General features: G+C 71.1%; 14 protein-coding genes. 7 read left to right on the top strand and 7 right to left on the bottom strand.

Going from position 1 to position 18,620, the window contains the following annotated elements; genetic code table 11:
- Window positions 1–242 precede the first annotated feature (242 nt).
- Together ACWDY5_RS32175 and ACWDY5_RS32170 are read left to right on the top strand one after the other, a co-directional pair.
- Entirely contained in the window at window positions 243–1,466 is a 1,224-nt protein-coding gene (locus tag ACWDY5_RS32175; RefSeq protein ID WP_449725907.1) for a lipase family protein, read from the top strand.
- 12 nt (window positions 1,467–1,478) lie between these two features.
- Window positions 1,479–3,104, top strand: a complete 1,626-nt coding sequence (locus ACWDY5_RS32170) for an AMP-dependent synthetase/ligase (RefSeq protein WP_449725906.1) — start codon at window positions 1,479–1,481, stop codon at window positions 3,102–3,104.
- Here ACWDY5_RS32170 and ACWDY5_RS32165 read toward each other — a convergent pair.
- A complete protein-coding gene (locus ACWDY5_RS32165) occupies window positions 3,089–3,325 on the bottom strand; it encodes a hypothetical protein (RefSeq protein WP_449725905.1) in 237 nt (78 codons plus the stop codon). The two genes, ACWDY5_RS32170 and ACWDY5_RS32165, sit on opposite strands and share 16 nt — an antisense overlap.
- A 159-nt stretch (window positions 3,326–3,484) precedes the next feature.
- Window positions 3,485–4,117: a TetR/AcrR family transcriptional regulator gene (locus ACWDY5_RS32160; protein ID WP_449725904.1), complete on the bottom strand. Its 633-nt coding sequence runs from the start codon at window positions 4,115–4,117 to the stop codon at window positions 3,485–3,487.
- A gap of 136 nt (window positions 4,118–4,253) precedes the next feature.
- On the opposite strand from ACWDY5_RS32160, the gene ACWDY5_RS32155 reads away from it, so the two are divergent.
- The 4 genes from ACWDY5_RS32155 to ACWDY5_RS32140 all read left to right on the top strand — a co-directional run bounded on the left by ACWDY5_RS32155 (window position 4,254) and on the right by ACWDY5_RS32140 (window position 11,016).
- On the top strand, window positions 4,254–5,360 hold the full coding sequence (locus ACWDY5_RS32155; protein WP_449725903.1) for a M12 family metallopeptidase: 1,107 nt from the start codon (window positions 4,254–4,256) through the stop codon (window positions 5,358–5,360).
- Window positions 5,361–5,362: 2 nt separating this feature from the next.
- On the top strand, window positions 5,363–5,797 hold the full coding sequence (locus tag ACWDY5_RS32150) for a PPOX class F420-dependent oxidoreductase (RefSeq protein ID WP_449725947.1): 435 nt from the start codon (window positions 5,363–5,365) through the stop codon (window positions 5,795–5,797).
- Window positions 5,797–6,534 (top strand): class I SAM-dependent methyltransferase, encoded by a 738-nt coding sequence (locus tag ACWDY5_RS32145; RefSeq protein WP_449725902.1) that lies wholly within the window; start codon window positions 5,797–5,799, stop codon window positions 6,532–6,534. Before ACWDY5_RS32150 ends, ACWDY5_RS32145 begins: the two co-directional genes overlap by 1 nt.
- Before the next feature lie 198 nt (window positions 6,535–6,732).
- Window positions 6,733–11,016: a GH92 family glycosyl hydrolase gene (locus ACWDY5_RS32140; RefSeq protein WP_449725901.1), complete on the top strand. Its 4,284-nt coding sequence runs from the start codon at window positions 6,733–6,735 to the stop codon at window positions 11,014–11,016.
- Window positions 11,017–11,076: 60 nt separating this feature from the next.
- Here ACWDY5_RS32140 and ACWDY5_RS32135 read toward each other — a convergent pair whose 3' ends face one another.
- Window positions 11,077–12,258 carry a serine hydrolase domain-containing protein gene (locus ACWDY5_RS32135; protein WP_449725900.1) on the bottom strand — a complete coding sequence of 394 codons (1,182 nt, stop codon included), beginning with the start codon at window positions 12,256–12,258 and terminating at the stop codon, window positions 11,077–11,079.
- Window positions 12,259–12,434: 176 nt separating this feature from the next.
- On the opposite strand from ACWDY5_RS32135, the gene ACWDY5_RS32130 reads away from it, so the two are divergent.
- Window positions 12,435–13,694 (top strand): glycoside hydrolase family 18 protein, encoded by a 1,260-nt coding sequence (locus tag ACWDY5_RS32130; protein WP_449725899.1) that lies wholly within the window; start codon window positions 12,435–12,437, stop codon window positions 13,692–13,694.
- Window positions 13,695–13,746: 52 nt separating this feature from the next.
- Here ACWDY5_RS32130 and ACWDY5_RS32125 read toward each other — a convergent pair whose 3' ends face one another.
- From ACWDY5_RS32125 to ACWDY5_RS32110, 4 genes are read right to left on the bottom strand one after another with little or no spacing between them, the layout of a single operon-like run.
- Window positions 13,747–14,247 carry an SRPBCC family protein gene (locus tag ACWDY5_RS32125; RefSeq protein ID WP_449725898.1) on the bottom strand — a complete coding sequence of 167 codons (501 nt, stop codon included), beginning with the start codon at window positions 14,245–14,247 and terminating at the stop codon, window positions 13,747–13,749.
- The gene (locus ACWDY5_RS32120; RefSeq protein ID WP_449725897.1) at window positions 14,244–14,606 is read right to left on the bottom strand and encodes a metalloregulator ArsR/SmtB family transcription factor; all 363 of its coding nucleotides are present in this window, start codon (window positions 14,604–14,606) and stop codon (window positions 14,244–14,246) included. Before ACWDY5_RS32120 ends, ACWDY5_RS32125 begins: the two co-directional genes overlap by 4 nt.
- A 36-nt stretch (window positions 14,607–14,642) precedes the next feature.
- Window positions 14,643–15,203, bottom strand: a complete 561-nt coding sequence (locus tag ACWDY5_RS32115; RefSeq protein WP_449725896.1) for a hypothetical protein — start codon at window positions 15,201–15,203, stop codon at window positions 14,643–14,645.
- 4 nt (window positions 15,204–15,207) lie between these two features.
- Window positions 15,208–18,597, bottom strand: a complete 3,390-nt coding sequence (locus ACWDY5_RS32110; protein ID WP_449725895.1) for a hypothetical protein — start codon at window positions 18,595–18,597, stop codon at window positions 15,208–15,210.
- Window positions 18,598–18,620: the final 23 nt, after the last annotated feature.

Below are 18,620 nucleotides of genomic sequence, written 5' to 3'. Positions count from 1 at the left end.
TCTCCGATGCGCCCGCCTCGTCCCGGACTCGCCTGCCGCGTCTTCCAACGCACCCGCCCGGTCTACACGAAGATCGAATGAGGCTGTGATGCCTCAGATGCGACTTTTTCGACTCGCTAAATCGGACAAATACTCCTTTTCCGGCACATCCGGTCAGCGCTCTTGTCAGTTAACGCGCCAGTAGGTACGGTCCGTTCATCTGGCAACAGCCCTTATCAGACGCCCGGAGAAAAGGGGCGAACATGTCCAGTAGTTCCCGTCGTCGTGCGCTGCTGATCACCCTGTTCACCACCGTCCTGACCCTCGCCGCCACGGTCACCGCCATTCCGGCGACCGCCGCGACCGCGGGAATCCCGCTCCCCTCCGCTGACCCCTTCTACCGCCCACCGGCCCCGCTGCCGCCGGTGGCCGCCGGTGACGTCCTGCGCTCCCGCCCGATCACGGCCAAGGCGCTGGTGCTCCCCTTCCCGGTGCGCGCCTGGCAGGTGCTGCACCGCTCCACCGGCAACCAGGGCAACCCGAACGCGGTGGTGGCCACCGTGCTGGTGCCGCACTCGCCCTGGACGAACGGGCCACGACCGTTGGTGGCCTACAACATCGGCACCCACGGCCTGTCCTCGAACTGCGCGCCCTCGTTCTGGTTCCGCGCCGGGATCGAGTACGAGCTGGCGCTGATGACCATGGCCCTGCTCAAGGGCTGGGCGGTGGTGGTCAGCGACTACGAGGGCTCGGCCACCACCGGCCCGCACACCTACACCGCCGGACGCCCCACCGGACACGCGGTACTGGACGGAATCCGTGCCGCACAACGACTTCCGGAAGCGGGACTGGATCCGAAGGGACCGGTCGGCATCTGGGGCTACTCCGAAGGCGGCCTGGCCACCTCCTGGGCGGCCGAGCTGCAACCCGGGTACGCGCCGGAGCTCAACGTGCGCGGGGCGGCCGCGGGCGGGGTGCCCAGGGACATCGGCAACGTCGGGTACAAGATCGACGGCGGCCCGTTCTTCGGCTTCTTCCTGGCCGCGGCGATCGGGCTGGACCACTCGCACCCGGAGATGAAGCTGGAGTCGGTGCTCAACGCCAAGGGGCGCAAGGCTTTCGCCGAGGTCCGCGACATGTGCCACGCACAGTGGACCCCGCCGTACGCCTTCCACCGGATCAGCGAGTTCACCGAGGTGCCCGACCCGATCCAGCTGCCGCAGTTCCAGAAGGTGCTGGAGCGCAACAGGTTGGGCACCGGCACCCCGGCGGTCCCGGCCTATGTCTACCAGTCGGTGAACGACGAGTTCATGCCGATCAACGACGCCAAGCAGCTGGTGCGCGCCTGGTGTTCCCGCGGCGTCCGGGTGCAGCTGCGGGAAAGCCTGCTCAGCGAGCACATCAGCCTGGCCGTGACCGGCGCGCCCGGCGCGGTGTCCTGGCTGGCCGACCGGTTCGCCAACCGGCCGGCGCCGAGCAACTGCTGAAGGGAGACCGACGTGACGCGGACCTATCCCGCGATCGCCGCGCTGGCCGCCTGGGCCGGTGCGACCTACGGCGACGCGCCCGCCCTACGGTTCCACCGGGACGGCGACTGGCAGGACCTGTCCTACGCGGAGCTCGCGGGAGCGGTCCGCGCCACGGCGGACGGCTTGACCGGCATCGGCATCGGGCCCGGCGACCGGGTCGCGGTGCTGGCCGAGACGTGTCCGGAGTGGACGGTGGTCGACCTGGCCATCGCCAGTGTGGGCGCGGTGCTGGTGCCGGTGTACCCGACCAACTCCGCGCCGGAATGCGCCTGGGTGCTGGGTGACTCCGGCGCGAAGCTGGTGCTCTGCGGCAGCGCGGAGCAGGTGGACCGGGTGGCCGCGCTCCGCCCGGAACTCCCCCAGCTCCAGCAGATCGTCGCCTTCACCGAGACGCCGGGCGCGGTGTCGCTGGCGGAGCTGCGCGCGCGAGGGGTGCGCGCGGCTCCGGCCGAGCCCGAGCTCAACACGATCATCTACACCTCCGGCACCACCGGCCCGCCCAAGGGCTGCCTGCTGACCGAGCGGAACTGGCGGGCCTCGCTGACCGCGATCGGCCCACTGGTGCGGGTCGGGCCGGAGGACGTGATGTTCCTGTACCTGCCGCAGGCGCACCTGTTCGCCCGCATCGTGCAGTTCCTGACCCTGTGCCACGGCGCGACCCTGGGCTTCTTCCGCGGCGACATCCGGCAGCTGCTGCCCGACCTGGCCGCCCTGCGCCCGACCGTTCTCCCTTCGGTGCCCAGGCTTTTCGAGAAGGTGCACAGCACCGTGCAAGGCCTCGGCCTGCCGCCCGAGCAGGTGCCGGAGATGGTGCGCGCGGCCCTCGGCGGGCGGCTGCGCGAGGGGCTCTCCGGGGCCGCGCCGATCGCGCCCGCGGTGCTGGAGTTCTTCGCCGACTGCGGAATCCCGGTGTACGAGGCCTACGGGATGACCGAGTCCACTGCGCTGATCAGCGGCAACCACCCGGGGGCGTGGAAGTTCGGCACGGTGGGCCGGCCGTTCCCCGGCATCGAGGTGCGCATCGCCGAGGACGGCGAGGTGCTGGCCCGCGGCGAGAACGTCTTCCCCGGCTACCACAACAACCCGGCCGCCACCACGGAGACCGTGGTCGACGGCTGGCTGCACACCGGCGACCTCGGCGCGCTGGACGAGGACGGGTTCCTGCGGATCACCGGGCGCAAGAAGGACATCATCATCACCGCGGGCGGCAAGAACCTGACTCCGGCGAACCTGGAGAACGACCTGCGCGGCTGCCGCTGGATCTCCCAGGCGGTCATGCACGGCGACCGCCGCCCCTACCCGGTCGCGCTGATCACCCTGGACCCGGAGGAGCTACCGCACCTGGCCCGCGAGCTGGACCTCACCGGTGACCCGGCCGAGCTGGCGGCCCACCCCAAGGTGCGCGCGGTGATCGAGCAGGTGGTCGAGCAGGCCAACTCCAACTATGCGCCACCGGAGCGGATCCGCCGGTTCGCCCTGCTGGACAACGACTTCAGCGTGGAGACCGGCGAGCTGACGCCAACGCTGAAGCTGCGCCGCGCGGTGGTGGCGGCCCGGTACGCGGCCGAGCTGGACGCGCTCTACCAGGACACCTGACCGTCCCCTGGCAGAGAGGTGCCGAGCGTGCCCTCGACCACCCGGTCACGCTCGGCCGCGGGCTGCCGCCACCAGCCCGAGCAGCCGTGCACGCACGGATGCCGCAGCTGCCGCAGCACCAACGATCCGCCCGGCCCCGGTTCGGGCTGGGTCCACTCGAAGTAGCCGGTGCCCCGGCACAGGGTGCACTGGCCCTCAGTGGTGGCCGGGAACGTCGCCAACTCCGCCACACCTCCTGCAGGCCGAGTAGTCGGCATCGGGGATGGTGCCGGATCCGTGGCATTCAGGACACAGCTTCATACGCACGAGCATTCAGCATCTGTGAACGCACACAACAACATCGCGGCAATTTGCCATGCAATTCATCCGGAAGTGGAGAGTCAGTCCGCCACGGACGCAGTGGCAATACGCGCGATTTCCCTAGTGATGTCCTCGATTGGAGTAATGCCGCCCAGCATCGACCAGTGGTGCACCAGCTCGTTCACCGCGCCCATCAACGCGATCGCGGTCAGCCGGAAGTCCCGGCGGGTGGCCTCACCGCGTGCCACCGCGCGCTCGGCCTCGGCCACCAGCAGCTCGATCCAGCGCTCCCGCCAGCCGGCCCGGTACCGCTCCACCTCGGCGCTGACCCCGACCACCTCCACGTAGGCGACCCTGGCCAGCCTGGGGTCCTGCGCGGTGACGTCGAGGTAGGTGCGCACGGCCAGCCGGACCCGCTCCACCAGCCCGGCCGCCGGCAGCGCGGAAAAGGCTTCCCGCACCGCGCCGATCGCGGTCGTGTTGACCCGGTCGTGCAAGGCCATCAGCAGGGCCTCCCGGCTGCCGAACTCCTCGTAGAAGTTGCGGGTGGACACCGCGGCCAGCGCGCACAGCCGCTCGATGGAGGCGGCGGCGTAGCCCTCGGTGCCGAAGAGTTCCAGCCCGGCGGCGAGCATGCGCTCCCTGCGCTCGGCGCGGCGGTCGGCCGCCGAACGTCCGGCGTAGTCCCGTCGGGCGAGCGGTCCCGCGCCCATGACCCTCCTCCGGCTGAGGCTGCCCGGTCACTGTACCGACCAAGCTCCGCGCCGCTCACTCCGATGGCGGGCACCGGATTCACGCCTCCGCGCTGACCATGGAGGTACGGCCGCCATCGCGAGGGAGGGCGCTGACATGCCCGAAGAGGACGACGCCATCGAGTTCCGCTACTGCGGCCTGCGCCCCCAGCCCGCGCCCGCGATGCCGGAGGGGCTGAACCTGGAACGGGTGCGCGCGATCGTGCGGACCAGGTCCAAGTGGGCCAACGGAACCGTGCTGCACTACTACTTCTTCGACCGGGACACCGACGGCGAGCAGGTGCGCCTGAGCGACGGCAGCACCCGGTTCGTCTCCTGGGTCGGCGCGCAGGAGCAGCGCGAGGTGGTGCGGCGGGCCTTCGCCGGCTGGCAGGAGCTGGGCATCGGGCTGCGGTTCGAGGAGGTGCCCGACCGCGCCCAGTCGGAGCTGCGGATCGGGTTCATGGACGGCGACGGCTCCTGGTCCTACGTGGGCCGGGACGTGGTGCTGCACGCCGGGGTGAACGACCGGACGATGAACTTCGGCTGGGACCTCACCGCCGACGACTACGGCATGACCACCGCGCTGCACGAGATCGGCCACACCATCGGCATGCCGCACGAGCACCAGAACCCGTTCGCCGGCATCGAGTGGGACGAGGCCAAGGTCTACCAGTCGCTGTCCGGCCCGCCGAACTTCTGGGACCGGCAGACCATCTTCCACAACATCCTGCGCAAGCTGGCCACCGACGAGGTCACCGGCTCGGCCTGGGACCCGGACTCGATCATGCACTACGGCTTCGGCCCCGGCCTGATCCGCCAGCCCGCCCAGTACGCGGGCGGGATCCGGCCACCGGGCGTGCTTTCCCCGGTGGACAAGGAGTTCGTGCGCAAGTGGTACCCGGCGCCCACCGGCGAGCCCGCCGCGCTGGAGCACCTCAAGACCGTGCAGCTGGAGCTGACCGCGGGCCAGCAGGCTGACTTCGTGATCACTCCGCCGGCCACCGCCAAGTACCAGATCGGCACCTTCGGCGGCAGCGACTCGGTGCTGGTGCTCTTCGAGGAGGTCGACGGGCAGCCGGTCTACCTGGCCGGTGACGACGACAGCGGCACCGACCTGAACGCGCTGATCGAGGCGAAGCTGCTGCAGGGCAGGCGTTATCTGGTGCGGCTGCGGCTGTACTACTCGTGGGGCTTCGGCGGCGTCGGGTTGATGTACTGGTGAGCATGGAGCTGAGCCCGCAAGTGCGGGAGTGGCTGGCCAGGCCGCTGTTCTGGCACCTGGCCACCCTCAACGCGGACGGATCGCCGCAGGTCACGCCGATGTGGGCGGAGGCGGACGGGGACAGGGTGCTGGTGAACACCGCGCTGGGCCGGGTGAAGGAGGAGAACCTGCGGCGCGATCCGCGGGTCTCGCTGTCGGCGACCTCGCCGGAAAACCCGTACGACCGGGTGGAGATCCGTGGCACCGTGGTGGCGTTCGTGACCGGCGAGACCGCGGAGGCGGGGATGGACCGGCTGGCGCGCAAGTATGTGGGCACCGAGCGCTTCGAGTGGCGGGTGCCCGGTGAGCGGCGGGTGATCCTGGTGATCGAGCCGGTCAAGGTCCGCCGCACGGTCGGCGTGGAACCGTTCCGGCCCGGGGTGCTGGAGCGGCCCTGATGGCCGAGTTCGACGCCACCGGCCTGTTCGACCAGGACTACCTCGACCTCTACGGCGCCGACCTGGACGCCCGCGCCGACGCCGAGGCCGACCTGCTCTGGCGGCTGCTCGACCTGCGCCCCGGCATGACCGTGCTGGACCTGGCCTGCGGGCACGGCCGCCTGAGCAACCGGTTGGCCGCGCGCGGCTGCCGGGTCACCGGACTGGACATCACCCCGGTGTTCCTGAAGCGCGCCAGGGCGGAGGCGGCCGGATCCGGACTCGAGGTCGGCTACGTGCTCGGCGACATGCGTGAGCTGCCCTGGACGGGTGAGTTCGACCGGGTGGTCAACTGGTTCAGCTCCTTCGGCTACTTCGCCGACGCGGACAACCGGCGGGTGCTCGCCGAGGTGCGCCGGGTGCTGCGGCCGGGCGGGCGGTTCGCGCTGGAGACCATGCACCTGATCTGGCTGCTGCGAAACTTCCGCGAGTCGGTGCGCCGGGAGCTGCCGGACGGCACCGTGGTCCTGGACGAGCACCGTCTGGACGCTCCTACCGCCCGGTCGGTCGGGAGGCGCACCGTGTCCAGGAACGGTCAGGACCGGGTGGTCAGCTACTTCATCCGGCTCTTCGCCTACCCGGAGCTGGCCGACTGGTTGCGCGCCGCCGGCTTCGCCGAGGTCGCCGGGTTCGGGCCGGAGGGCGAGCCGCTGACCGCCGAGTCGCGGCGGCTGATCGTGGTCGCGGACAGCCGCTGAGGGTTGAGCCGTCCGGCGTCTTCACCCGGCGGAGAGGTGACAAGACCGGACGAGTTTCTTGACATCGATGTCACAACCAAGTTTCGCTTTCGTCCGGGTTGTGCCGGGTCGAGTCCAGCACAGCCGTCTGACCCCCGACATCCCAGGCGGAGGACTCGAAGCGTGAGAACCAAAGTGCGAGCGGCACGATCACCGATGATGCTGGTCTGCGCGAGCATCGTGGCGCTGAGCCTGGCCGGTTCCCCGGTCGCACTGGCGGCGCCACCGGAGACAGACCAGGGGCAGCCAGTGGAGGGCACCTCGTTCGCCACCTCGTTCGAGGCGGGCGACATCCAGCCGACGTGGACCGACACGCCGGAGACCGGGCCGGACGGCAGGCCCAAGGCAGCCGGCGTGACCGGCGCGGACTCGGTGAGCATCCCGGGCAGCGTCAACGACAAGATCACCGCGACCGCGGCCAGCGCGGAGAACACCTCCGGCGGCGAGGTCAGGGACAACCTGTTCGACGGCAGCCTGTCCTCGAAGTGGCTGGCCTTCGAGCGCACCGGCTGGGTCTCGCTGACCCTGTCCGAGGCGGTCGCGGTCAAGAAGTACGCGGTCTCCTCGGCCAACGACGCGGCCGAGCGGGACCCGAAGGACTGGACCCTCAAGGGCTCGAACGACGGCGCCAACTGGACCACTGTGGACAGTCGGACCGGGCAGGCCTTCGCCAAGCGGCACGAGACCAAGACCTTCACCCTGGACAACACCACGGCGTACCGGCACTACCGGCTGGACATCACCGCCAACAACGGCGCGCCGATCATCCAGCTGGCCGAGCTGCAGCTGGCCGGGCCGAGCACCGGCGAGTTCCCGCCGCACATGCGCACCGTGCCGGGCAAGGGTCCGGCCGGTGGCTACAACGTGCGCAACAACAGCGGGTTCACCGGCGTGCGCGCCTTCCGCTACCTGGGCACGCACGAGGCCAAGGGCCGCGGCTACTCCTACAACAAGGTCTTCGACGTCGACATCCAGGTCGGCCGGGACACCGAGCTGTCGTACCTGATCTTCCCGGAGTTCGTCTCGGGTGACCTGAACTACCCGAGCACGCACGCCGCGATCGACCTGGCCTTCGCCGACGGCACCTACCTCAGCGACCTCAAGGCCACCGACCAGCACGGGTTCGAGCTGTCCCCGCGCGGCCAGGGCGCCTCGAAGGTGCTCTACACCAACCAGTGGAACCTGCAGCAGTCGGTGATCGGCAAGGTCGCCGCGGGCAAGACGGTCAAGCGGATCCTGCTCGCCTACGACAACCCCAACGGTCCGGCCAGCTTCTCCGGCTGGGTGGACGACATCCGGATCGGCACCGCGCCGAAGATCAGCGCTTCCCGGCCGTCGGACCACGTGATCACCACCAGGGGCACCAACTCCAGCAGCTCGTTCTCCCGGGGCAACAACTTCCCGGCCACCGCGGTGCCGCACGGCTTCAACTTCTGGTCCCCGATGACCAACGCGGGCACCACCAGCTGGCTCTACGAGTACGCCAAGGCCAACAACCCGCAGAACCTGCCCACGTTGCAGGCCTTCACCGCCAGCCACCAGCCGAGCCCGTGGATGGGCGACAGGCAGACCTTCCAGGTGATGCCCTCGGCCGAGGGCACGCCGAAGCTGGACCGGGCCGAGCGGGCGCTGCCGTTCAAGCACGTCAACGAGACCGCGCGGGCGCACTACTACGGCGTGACCTTCGAGAACGGGATGAAGACCGAGATCGCGCCGACCGACCACGCGGCGCTGTTCCGGTTCACCTTCACCGGTGACACCTCCAGCCTGCTCTTCGACAACGTCAACAACAACGGTGGCCTCACCCTGGACCCGGCCACCGGCACGGTCTCCGGCTTCTCCGACATCAAGAGCGGCCTGTCCACCGGCGCCACCCGCCTGTTCGTGCACGCCACCTTCGACCGTCCCGCGGTCGCCGGCGGCAAGCTCACCGGGGCCGGGCGGGACAACGTCACCGGGTTCCTGCGCTTCGACACCCCGGCGGACAAGCGGACCGTGACCATGCGGATCGCCACCTCGCTGCTGAGCGTGGAGCAGGCCAAGAAGAACCTGGCCCTGGAAGTGTCCACTTCGGACACCTTCGACTCGGTGAAGGAACGCGCGCAGGCAGAGTGGGACAAGCAGCTGCGGGTGATCGAGGTCGAAGGCGCCACCCAGGACCAGCTGCACACCCTGTACTCCAACCTGTACCGGCTGTTCCTGTACCCGAACTCCGGGCACGAGAACGTCGGCACCGCGGCCAAGCCGGTGTACAAGCACGCCTCGCCGGTGGCCGCGCCGACCGGCCAGGACACCCCGGAGCGGACCGGCGCGAAGATCGTGGACGGCAAGATCTACGTCAACAACGGGTTCTGGGACACCTACCGCACCACCTGGCCCGCCTACTCGCTGTTCACGCCGAAGAAGGCCGGCGAGCTGGCCGAGGGCTTCGTGCAGCAGTACAAGGAGGGCGGCTGGGTCTCCCGCTGGTCCTCCCCCGGCTATGCGAACCTGATGGTGGGCACCAGCTCGGACGTGGCCTTCGCCGACGCCTACCGCAAGGGCGTGACCAACTTCGACGTGCGCGCCGCCTACGACGCCGCGGTGAAGAACGCCACCGTCGCCCCGCCGAACCCCGGCGTGGGCCGCAAGGGCCTGGACACCTCGGTGTTCCTGGGCTACACCTCCACCGCCACCGGTGAGGGCATGTCCTGGGCCCTGGACGGCTACATCAACGACTACGGCATCGCGGTGCTGGCCAAGACCCTCTACGACGAGGCCAAGCCGAACGACCCGCGCCGCAAGGAGTTCAAGGAGAGCTACGAGTACTTCCTGAACCGGGCGCAGAACTACGTCAACATGTTCGACTCCCGGGTCGGCTTCTTCCAGGGCCGCAAGCCCGACGGCAGCTGGCGGGTCGAGCCGACGAAGTACGAGCCGCGCGAGTGGGGCCACGACTACACCGAGACCAACGGCTGGAACATGGCCTTCCACGCCCCGCAGGACGGTCAGGGCCTGGCCAACCTCTACGGTGGCCGGGACAAGCTGGCGGCCAAGCTGGACCAGTTCTTCAGCACCCCGGAGACCGCGGAGTTCCCCGGCTCCTACGGCGGCATCATCCACGAGATGATCGAGGCCCGCGATGTGCGGATGGGCCAGTACGGGCACAGCAACCAGCCCTCGCACCACATCACCTACATGTACGACTACGTCGGCCAGCCGTGGAAGACGCAGGAGAAGGTGCGCGAGGTGCTGTCCCGGCAGTACACCGGCTCCACCATCGGCCAGGGCTACGGCGGTGACGAGGACAACGGCGAGCTGTCCGCCTGGTGGCTGTTCAGCGCGCTCGGCTTCTACCCGCTGCAGATGGGCAACCCCAGCTACGCCATCGGTTCCCCGCTGTTCACCAAGGCCACGGTGAACCTGGAGAACGGCAGGAAGCTGGTGGTGAAGGCGCCGAAGAACAGCCTGCGCAACGTCTACGTGCAGGGCCTGAAGGTCAACGGCCGCGACTACCGCAAGACCCACCTGCCGCACGAGCTGATCGCGGGCGGCGGCACCCTCGAGTTCGACCTGGGCGACAAGCCGTCCAGGTGGGGCACCGGCAAGGACGCCGCCCCGCCGTCGATCACCGAGGGCAGCGCGCCCCCGGCCCCGCTGCGCGACGCCGAAGGCGCCCGCACCGCCTCGACCGGCCTGGACGCGTTGGTGGACAACAGTTCCGCGACCGAGACCGCGTTCAACGGCAGTGGCTGGGTGCAGTTCCAGCCGAAGACGCCGACCGAGCCGGTCAGCTTCTACACCCTCACCTCCGGCAAGGCCGCCGGTGACCCGGCTGGCTGGGTGCTCAAGGGCTCCTACGACGGCAAGAACTGGGCCGTGGTGGACGAGCGCAAGAACGAGAAGTTCGCGTGGCGCCAGCACACCAAGGCGTTCAAGGTGGCCAAGCCGGGCCGGTACAGCCAGTACCGCCTGGAGCTGACCGGAACCGCGGGCTTCTCGGTGGCCGAGGTCGAGTTCCTCGGCAAGCCCTCGGCCAAGGCGGACAAGGAGATCACCGGCAAGCACGAGGGTCCGCTGACGGTCACCGAGGGCGTCACGGAGCTGCGGGACGCCGAGGTCACCGGCCCGGTGACGGTGGCCCCCGGCGCGACCCTGCGCGCCTACGGCAGCACGATCAGCGGCCCGCTCACCGCGACCGGCGCGGGTGGGGTGATCCTGTTCGGCAGCAAGGTCTCCGGCCCGCTCAGCGTCACCGGCGCCACCGGCGAGCTGAGCATCGAGACCACCCGGATCGAGGGCCCGGTGACCCTGGTCGGCAACACCGCCGAGCAGGCCCCGGTGCTCTCGGCCAGCGGGGTCCAGGGGCCGATCACCTGCGCGGGCAACAATCCCGCGCCGGTGGACAACGGCTTCGACAACACCGGCGAGGGTCCGCGGACCGGCCAGTGCTCGGAGCTGTGAAGCGCTGAACACCGGAAGGCCCCTCCTGCGGCTCGGGAGGGGCCTTCCGGCTGTCCGGGCTCAGTCGTCGATCGCCTGGTACGCCGTGGTCCAGAAGTCCTTGATCAGCCGGGGCGTCACCGGCGAGTCCTGCGCCACCTGGGTCAGCAGCACCCCGTTCAGCCCGGCCACCGGATCCGCCTGGGCCGAGGTGCCCAGCCCACCGTCCCAACCGAACTGCCCGACGTTGGCGAAGCCCCTGCGCACCGTGCGCACGCCCATGCCGAAGCCAAAACCACCGTGGTCGCCGAAGTACTCGGTCAGCCGGTCCTTGTCCACCTTCTGCTCCGGCGTCAGCTGGTCGGAGGTCATCAGCGCCACCGAGGCCGGGGACAGCACCCGCTCACCCCGGAACTTCCCGCCCTGCAACAACATCCGCTGGAACGCGTGGTAGTCCGCGGCCGTGGACACCAGCCCGTCGCCACCGGAGGCGAACGCGGGCGCCTTGCTGTGCTTGCCGCCCTCGGCCGGGTCCCACACCACCAGGTCCCCGGTCCGCTGGTCGTGCGCGTAGCTGGTCGGCAGCCGGTGCAGCTGTTCGGCCGGTACGTGGAACCCGGTGTCCACCATGCCCAGTGGCGCGAACAGCCGCTCCCGCAGGAACACCTCGAAGGACTGCCCGCTCACCCGGGAGACCAGCAGCCCCAGCACATCCGAGCCGGTGTGGTAGAGCCATCGCTCCCCCGGCTGGCGCAGCAGCGGCAACGAGCCGAGCCGCCGTGCCCACTCGTCCGGGTCGAGCTCCGACGGCGGCACGTGCAGCCCCAGCTCGACGATCTGCTTCTGCACCGGGGTTTCCGCGCCGGTCAGGTCGATCCCGTAGCCCCAGGTGAAGGTCAGCAGGTCCCGCACGGTGACCGCCCGGCGCGCGGGCACGGTGTCGTCCAGCTCGGCGTCCGGGCGGGCCAGCACCCGGCGGTTGGCCAGTTCCGGCAGCCATTCGTCGACCGGGTCGTCCAGGCGCAGCCGGCAGTCCTCCACCAGCGCCATCACCCCGGCCGCGGTGATCGGCTTGGTGGCCGAGGCCAGCCGGAAGATCGCGTCCTCCCGCATCGCCGCGCCACCGCCGTCGTGCAAGCTGCCCAGCACTTCCACGTGGACCGCCTCGCCGTGCCCGAGCAGCGCGACCAGCCCCGGCACCTCCCCGGACTCCACCCGCGCCGCCAGCACCGCTCGCATCCGCCGCAGCCCCGCCTCGTTCATGCCCACTCCCCAGTCCGCGCACATCGTTCTCGTCTTGCGCACACTGTACGCACGCGCCGGACCGGCCACAACCCCACTTCTTCTTCGGCAACCGTTGACGCAGTGGTCTATACCACCTAGCGTGTGACGCACGCCGCCAGCGTGCCCCCTGTACCTCGTCCCCTGCGGAGATACAGATGAGAAGAACACGTCGGCGCACCATGGCCGGAACCGTCGCGGCCGTCATCGCGACCGCGGCCGCCCTGCTCGCTTCCCTGGCGCCAGCCTCCATCGCGGCTCCCGCGGCCTCACCAGCCGCCGAACCGATGGCCGCCGCCGCCCCGAACAAGGTGATCGGCTACTTCGCCCAGTGGGGCACCTACGCCCGCAACTACCACGTGAAGAACATCGTCACGAGTGGTTCCGCGGCCAAGCTGACCCACATCAACTACGCCTTCGGCAATGTCACCAACGGCCAGTGCGCCATCGGTGACGCCTACGCCGACTACGACCGGGCCTACACCGCCGACCTCAGCGTGGACGGCAAGGCCGACACCTGGGACCCGGGTGTGCTGCGCGGCAGCTTCGGCCAGCTGCGCAAGCTGAAGAAGCAGTTCCCGCACATCAAGGTGCTGTGGTCCTTCGGTGGCTGGACCTGGTCCGGCGGTTTCGGCCAGGCGTCGAAGAACGCCACGGCCTTCGCCGAGTCCTGCTACAAGCTGGTGGAGGACCCGCGCTGGGCGGATGTCTTCGACGGCATCGACATCGACTGGGAGTACCCGAACGCCTGCGGGCTTTCCTGTGACACCAGCGGTTTCGGCTCGTTCAAGACGCTGATCCAGGCCCTGCGCCAGCGCTTCGGCGGCAACAACCTGGTCACCGCCGCGATCACCGCGGACGGCTCCAACGGCGGCAAGATCGACGCCGCGGACTACGGCGGCGCGGCGCAGTACCTGGACTGGTATCTGCCGATGACCTACGACTACTTCGGCGCGTTCAACGCCCAGGGGCCGACCGCCCCGCACTCGCCGCTGACCTCCTACCCCGGCATCCCGCAGCAGGGCTTCAACTCCGACGCGGCGATCCAGAAGCTGAAGAGCAAGGGCATCCCGGCCAGCAAACTGTTGCTGGGCATCGGTTTCTACGGTCGCGGCTGGACCGGCGTGACCAAGAAGGAGCCGGGCGGCACCGCCACCGGCGCCGCGCCCGGCACCTACGAGGCCGGCATCGAGGACTACAAGGTGCTCAAGACCAAGTGCCCCAGCAACGGCACGGTGGCGGGCACCGCGTACGCGCACTGCGGCAACCAGTGGTGGAGCTACGACACCCCGGCCACCATCCGCGGCAAGGGCTCCTACGCCAAGACCCAGAACCTGGGCGGCGCGTTCTTCTGGGAGCTCTCCGGTGACACCACCAACGGCGAGCTGATCACCGCGGTCAAGGGCGGCATCAGCTAGTCAGCACCGGCGATCCGGGGTGGCTCCACGCGGAGCCACCCCGGTTCCCATCTCAGTCCTCAATGGACAGTTTCTCGAAGTACTCCTTCTGCGCGGGGTAGTAGTCGTCGAAGCTGGGCAGCGGCTTGTCCTCGCGCGCCGCGACCAGCATGTCCAGGTAGTACTCCCAGCCCGGCCCGATCTCCCCCGCGCCTTCCAGGGTGTCCCGGTGGTGCACCAGCTTCAGCTCGGTGACACCGTCCACTTCGGACAGCTCGACGGTCAGCCGCCAGACCCCGACCTCGTCCACGGTGTTGACCTTCAACAGCCGAGGCGGCGCGCACTCCTCGATGCAGAGGTCCATCCACGCCTGACCCTCCTCGAAGAGCATCTGCACCTGCACGGTCCGGCCGGAGCCGGGCTCTCCCTTCCAGGGCCCGAACCAGCGCGCGGTGCGCTCGGACTCGGTCAGACTGGCCCAGACGTCCTCGGCCGGGGCCCGGAAGCTGCGCGTCAGCACCAGGTCAGCCCCGGTGTCGGTGCCGAACAACCGGCCGGTGGGCAACGGTGTCATGCCGTGTTCTCCTTGTTCTGCTCCGTCGCGGGCGCCACGCGGCGCTCCCGACGGGTGCGGTAGACCTCGGTTTCCAGCGCGTCCAGGCGGTGTTCCCACCCGGCAGGCCGGTCGAACTGGGCCAGCCATTCGGCCAGCTCACGGAAGCGGTGTGGATCAAGCGCGTACAGCCGCTGCCTGCCAAGGAGCTCGTCCCGGACCAGCCCGCTCTCCCGCAGCACCCGCAGGTGACGGCTCACCGCGGGCCTGCTGATCTCGAACCGCCCGGCGATCTCGCCGGCGGAGAGCCGCCCGTCCCGCAGCATCACCAGGATCTCCCGGCGCACCGGGTCGGCGATCGCCCCCGCTACCTCATCCACGCCGGAAGCGTAACCCATCGGTTACGCGTTCTGCAATCAGAGCACCCGAAGCTCCACGATCCGCCACGCCTCACCCTCCCGCCGCACGCCCACCTCCAGCTGTGCCGCCCCGGAGTTCTGCGCGTTGTCCCTGGTCCGCAGCATCTGCTGGTCGACGAAGACCAGCACGGTGGCCCGGTCACCCCGGAGCTCCCGCACCCCGGCGGCCCGGATGGTGGTGGTCAGCACGAGCTTCTGTTCGGGGGCGACCTTGCGCACCTCGGCGAACAGTTCGCGGTACTGCTCGATCGCCCGGTCGGTCAGGACCCGGTTCGCGGCCTGTTCGGTGCGGCCGGTGTCGGCGTGGTCGTAGCTGAAGGTGTCCCGCACGGCGTCGGTGACCTGGCGGAGCACGAGGTCGGTGGTGGCGTTGTCGACCAGGGCGGAGTTGTCGCTGGGGCGCAGGGCTGAGGCGGCGATCCCGGCCCAGACGGCGAGGCCGGTGGCCAGCACGAGCACCACGCTGAGCACGGTGACCAGCGGAAATCCGCCGCCGGCCCGGTCGGGCGACTGGTGTGCCTCCGCCGCCTCCGATGGCGCGGCAGGCTCGACCGCCACGGTTTCAGGTTGAGCGGGCTCCGGTGGCGCGGCAGCCAGCCCGGCGTCGCGCCGGGCCGCACCCCGCGACGCGAGCTCGGCCTGCGTCGCGGGCTCGGGCTCGGATTCGGGCTCGCGTTCGGGCTCGGGCTGCGGCGCGGCCTCGGGCTGCGCGGCAACCTCGGGCTGCGCGGCATCCGGCCCGGCAAGTTCCGCCCCCGCCGACGCCCCCGCCGACGCCTCCGCCGCCCCACCTCGCGCGCTCGCCGCCACCGGCTTCGGATGCCGCCCGCACATCCGCATCCGCATGCCCCAGCAACAACTCCCGCCGAGCCACCCACGGCCCCGACCACCGCGCCCGCTTCCCCCCGAACCGCACCAACCGCGCCGCCAGCAGCCCCGGCACCACTCCGCCCAGCCCGCCGAGGTGGTCAACCACCGCCAGCACCGTCTCCGCGGGCACCCCCTCCTCGTACAGCCCGCCGTACCGAGCCTCCCGGGGCAGCCGGAACGCTCGTTCGTCGATGGTGGTGACCAGCTCGTCCCACAGGCCGACCCGCACCCCGCGTGCCAGCGACTCCCGCGCCATCACATCGAGCAGGTGTGCCGCCTCGCGCAGCATCCCGGCGGTCCGGAAGCCGTCCACGAGCACCCGGTCCAGCCCGGCCTGCCCGGCCGGGTCGGGGTGGTTCAGCGCCCGCGCGCCGAACAGCCACCCCAGCTGCCGCCACGCTGAGTCGTCACCGTCCCTGGCCGCCACCGCGAGCCCGTCCACCAGGGAACGCAGCGCGGGCAACGCCTCGGGCACGGGCACCGAGCGCAGCAGGTTCTCCGCCACCCGCTGGTAGACGCGCATCGGCAGATCCTGGGCCAGCAGCTCGCCCAGTGCCGCCGCGCAGTCCGGCAGGTAGCGCCACCACGCCCAGAACGCCAGGTTCAACTCTGGCACGGTGTCGGTGCGTGCGAGGGACAGCGCCCGGCCGACCAGTTCGGCGAACACCGGCCGCAGGGGCGGCGCCACCTGCTCCACCGTAGTCCGCAGCACCGCCTCGCGCACCGCGGGCGGCCCGGCCACCGCCTCGGCCAGCGCCGCGCGCACCCCGGGTTCGCCGAGGAAACCGGTCAGCGCCCCGGCCGCCGCCGCCCGGACGTCCTGGTGCAGCCCGGGTTCCGCCCACAGCCGCAGCAGCACCCCGGCCGCCTCACCACCGCGAACCGTGCCCAGGATGCGCACGGCCTCCTTCGCGGTGCCCACCGACCGCGGCCCGGCCAGCAGTTTCCCCAGCACCGCAACGGCTTCCGCGTCCGGCACGGTGTCCAGCGCCCGGCGCAGCGCGCGTACCGCCGCGCGGGCCGCCGGTCCACTGGGACCACCGGCGATCCGCAGCAGCACCGGCAACGCCACCGGAACCGGCGCGCTCGCCCCCAGCTCGGTCGCCGCGGCGGCCACGATCGGCTGGTTCTCGTTGTCCGTCAACGTGATCAGCGTGTCCGCCGACCGGATCCCGGACACCGCGTCCACCCGCTGCCACAGCTCGTTCCGCTCGTCCAGCGCGACCGCCTCGGCCCGGCGCGCGGCCAGCTCGCGCTGTGCCGCCGTCCACCGGTGCGGCACCGACCGCGGGGTGCGCGGCGGCACGGCGGCGGGCAGCACCAGGTCCAGCAGGTCGGTCTGCCGCGTGCTCACCTCCCGCCACACCGCGGGCTGCGCGCCCCAGGCCGGGTTGTGCCGCACGATCCGCCGTACCCGCTCCGCGCGCTGACCGGAACCGGCCAGCCAGCACCGGATCGCCGTCTCGACCTGCCGGATGTCGTTGCCGCGCGTGGCGATCCGCCACATCAGCTCGTCCAGCTCCGGCGCCGCACCCAGGTTGGCCCCGAACATCTCGGCCGCCCGCAGCGCCGGGTCAAACCGTCCGGCCGCCGCCTCGTGCAGCACCGGCTCCCGCATGCTCGCCCAGAGCCGCGCCCACACCGGCGGCGGCAGCCGCAGGGCCAGCCGGCGCGCCGGGGCCCGCCGGTCCCGGTGCAGGCGGGCCAGCAGCGGCACCAGCTCGATCCGCCGGTCCGGATCTGCATCGGCCGCGATGGTGCGGCGCAGCCAGTCATCCAGGGCCTCGAACGTCCACTTCGAACTGTCCCTGGCCGTCACCACGGTGGTGACCGCCTCGGCCAGCACCGGCACCGGCACCGCGGCCAGCAACCGGGACGGCGCCACCCTGAGCTGCGCCAGGGCCTGGGTGCGCACCCGGTCCTGGTCGTGCAGCGCCCGGACCGCCTCCCGCGCCACCGAGGCGAACGCCGCCGGATCACCGCCGCCGGCCGCCCTGGCCAGCGCCACCCGCCAGCCCTGCGCCCTGGTCAGCACCCGGTGGCTGCCGGTCGCCCCGGCCAGCGCGGCACTGGCCTCCGCCGATGGCAGCAGCGCCTCGAACTCCAACTTGGACTCCCGCTCCAGCGCGAGCGCGGCCCTGGCCAGCGGCACCCGGTCCGCCTCGGCCAGCTCGGCCAGCAGGCCGGGCTCGGCCCTGGCCGCCACCTGCCCCGGGTACACCTGTGCCAACAGCGCCAGCCGCTCGCTCTCGGGCAGCGCGCGCAGCAACAACCGGCCCAGACCGCCCGCGCCGATCCGGCCGAACACCGAGGGCAGGTCATCCCCGGCCGCCCGCACGATCGCCGCGGCCAGCCGAGGGGTCTGGTCCGCCTCCGCGATCGGCACGGCGTGCTCGGCGCTGACCAGCGCCCGCGCCACCGCCTCCGGTATCCGCCGGAACAGCAGGGTGAGCAGACCGGCGTGCCGCCGCTGCCAGTTCCACCGGTTCGACTCGGCCAGGCCCGGCAGGTCCGCGGTCAGGTGCGCCAGCACCGCCTCCGGCGCCACCCGCGCCAGGCCGCGCAGCAGTGCGGGCGTGGCGCCGAGCTTTGGCAGCCATACCTCGATCACGCTGGGCGAACAGGCGGTCAGCAGGGCGCGTGCCTCGATCAGGTCGAACCGCTGCGCGACCACCGGCAGGAACTCATCGGCCAGCCCGCGCCGCCGGGACTGCCGCAGCGTCCGGTACAGCAGCAGCCGGTCCCGGCGCGGCGCGGTGCGCAGCACCTCGTGCAGCACGTCGTCCGGCACCGGCAACCGCACCGTGGCGGCCAGCGCCCTGGGCCGCAGTTCCGGCTCCAGCAGCGCGTTGACCAGGGTCTCCAGGTCCCGGCGCGCCACCGCCAGGAACAGGCCCAACTCACGTTGATGCTGGTCGCCGATGTCCAGTTCGGCCCGGATCGCCCGATATCCGGGCGCGCTCAATGCCCGCGCGAACGCCGCGATCGCGGTCGTGCGTTCGGTGTGCGGCAGTGTCAGCAGGACGGACAGCTGGTCGGCTCCAGAGCTGCGCTCACGGTCGCCGTGGTGGCCGCTCACCATGCGCGGTGGGCGAGGCCCCTTCC

This window comes from Crossiella sp. NPDC003009, assembly GCF_053591555.1.
The sequence above is the reverse complement of the archived record's forward strand: the minus strand, read 5'-3'. Positions and strand labels throughout refer to the sequence as shown.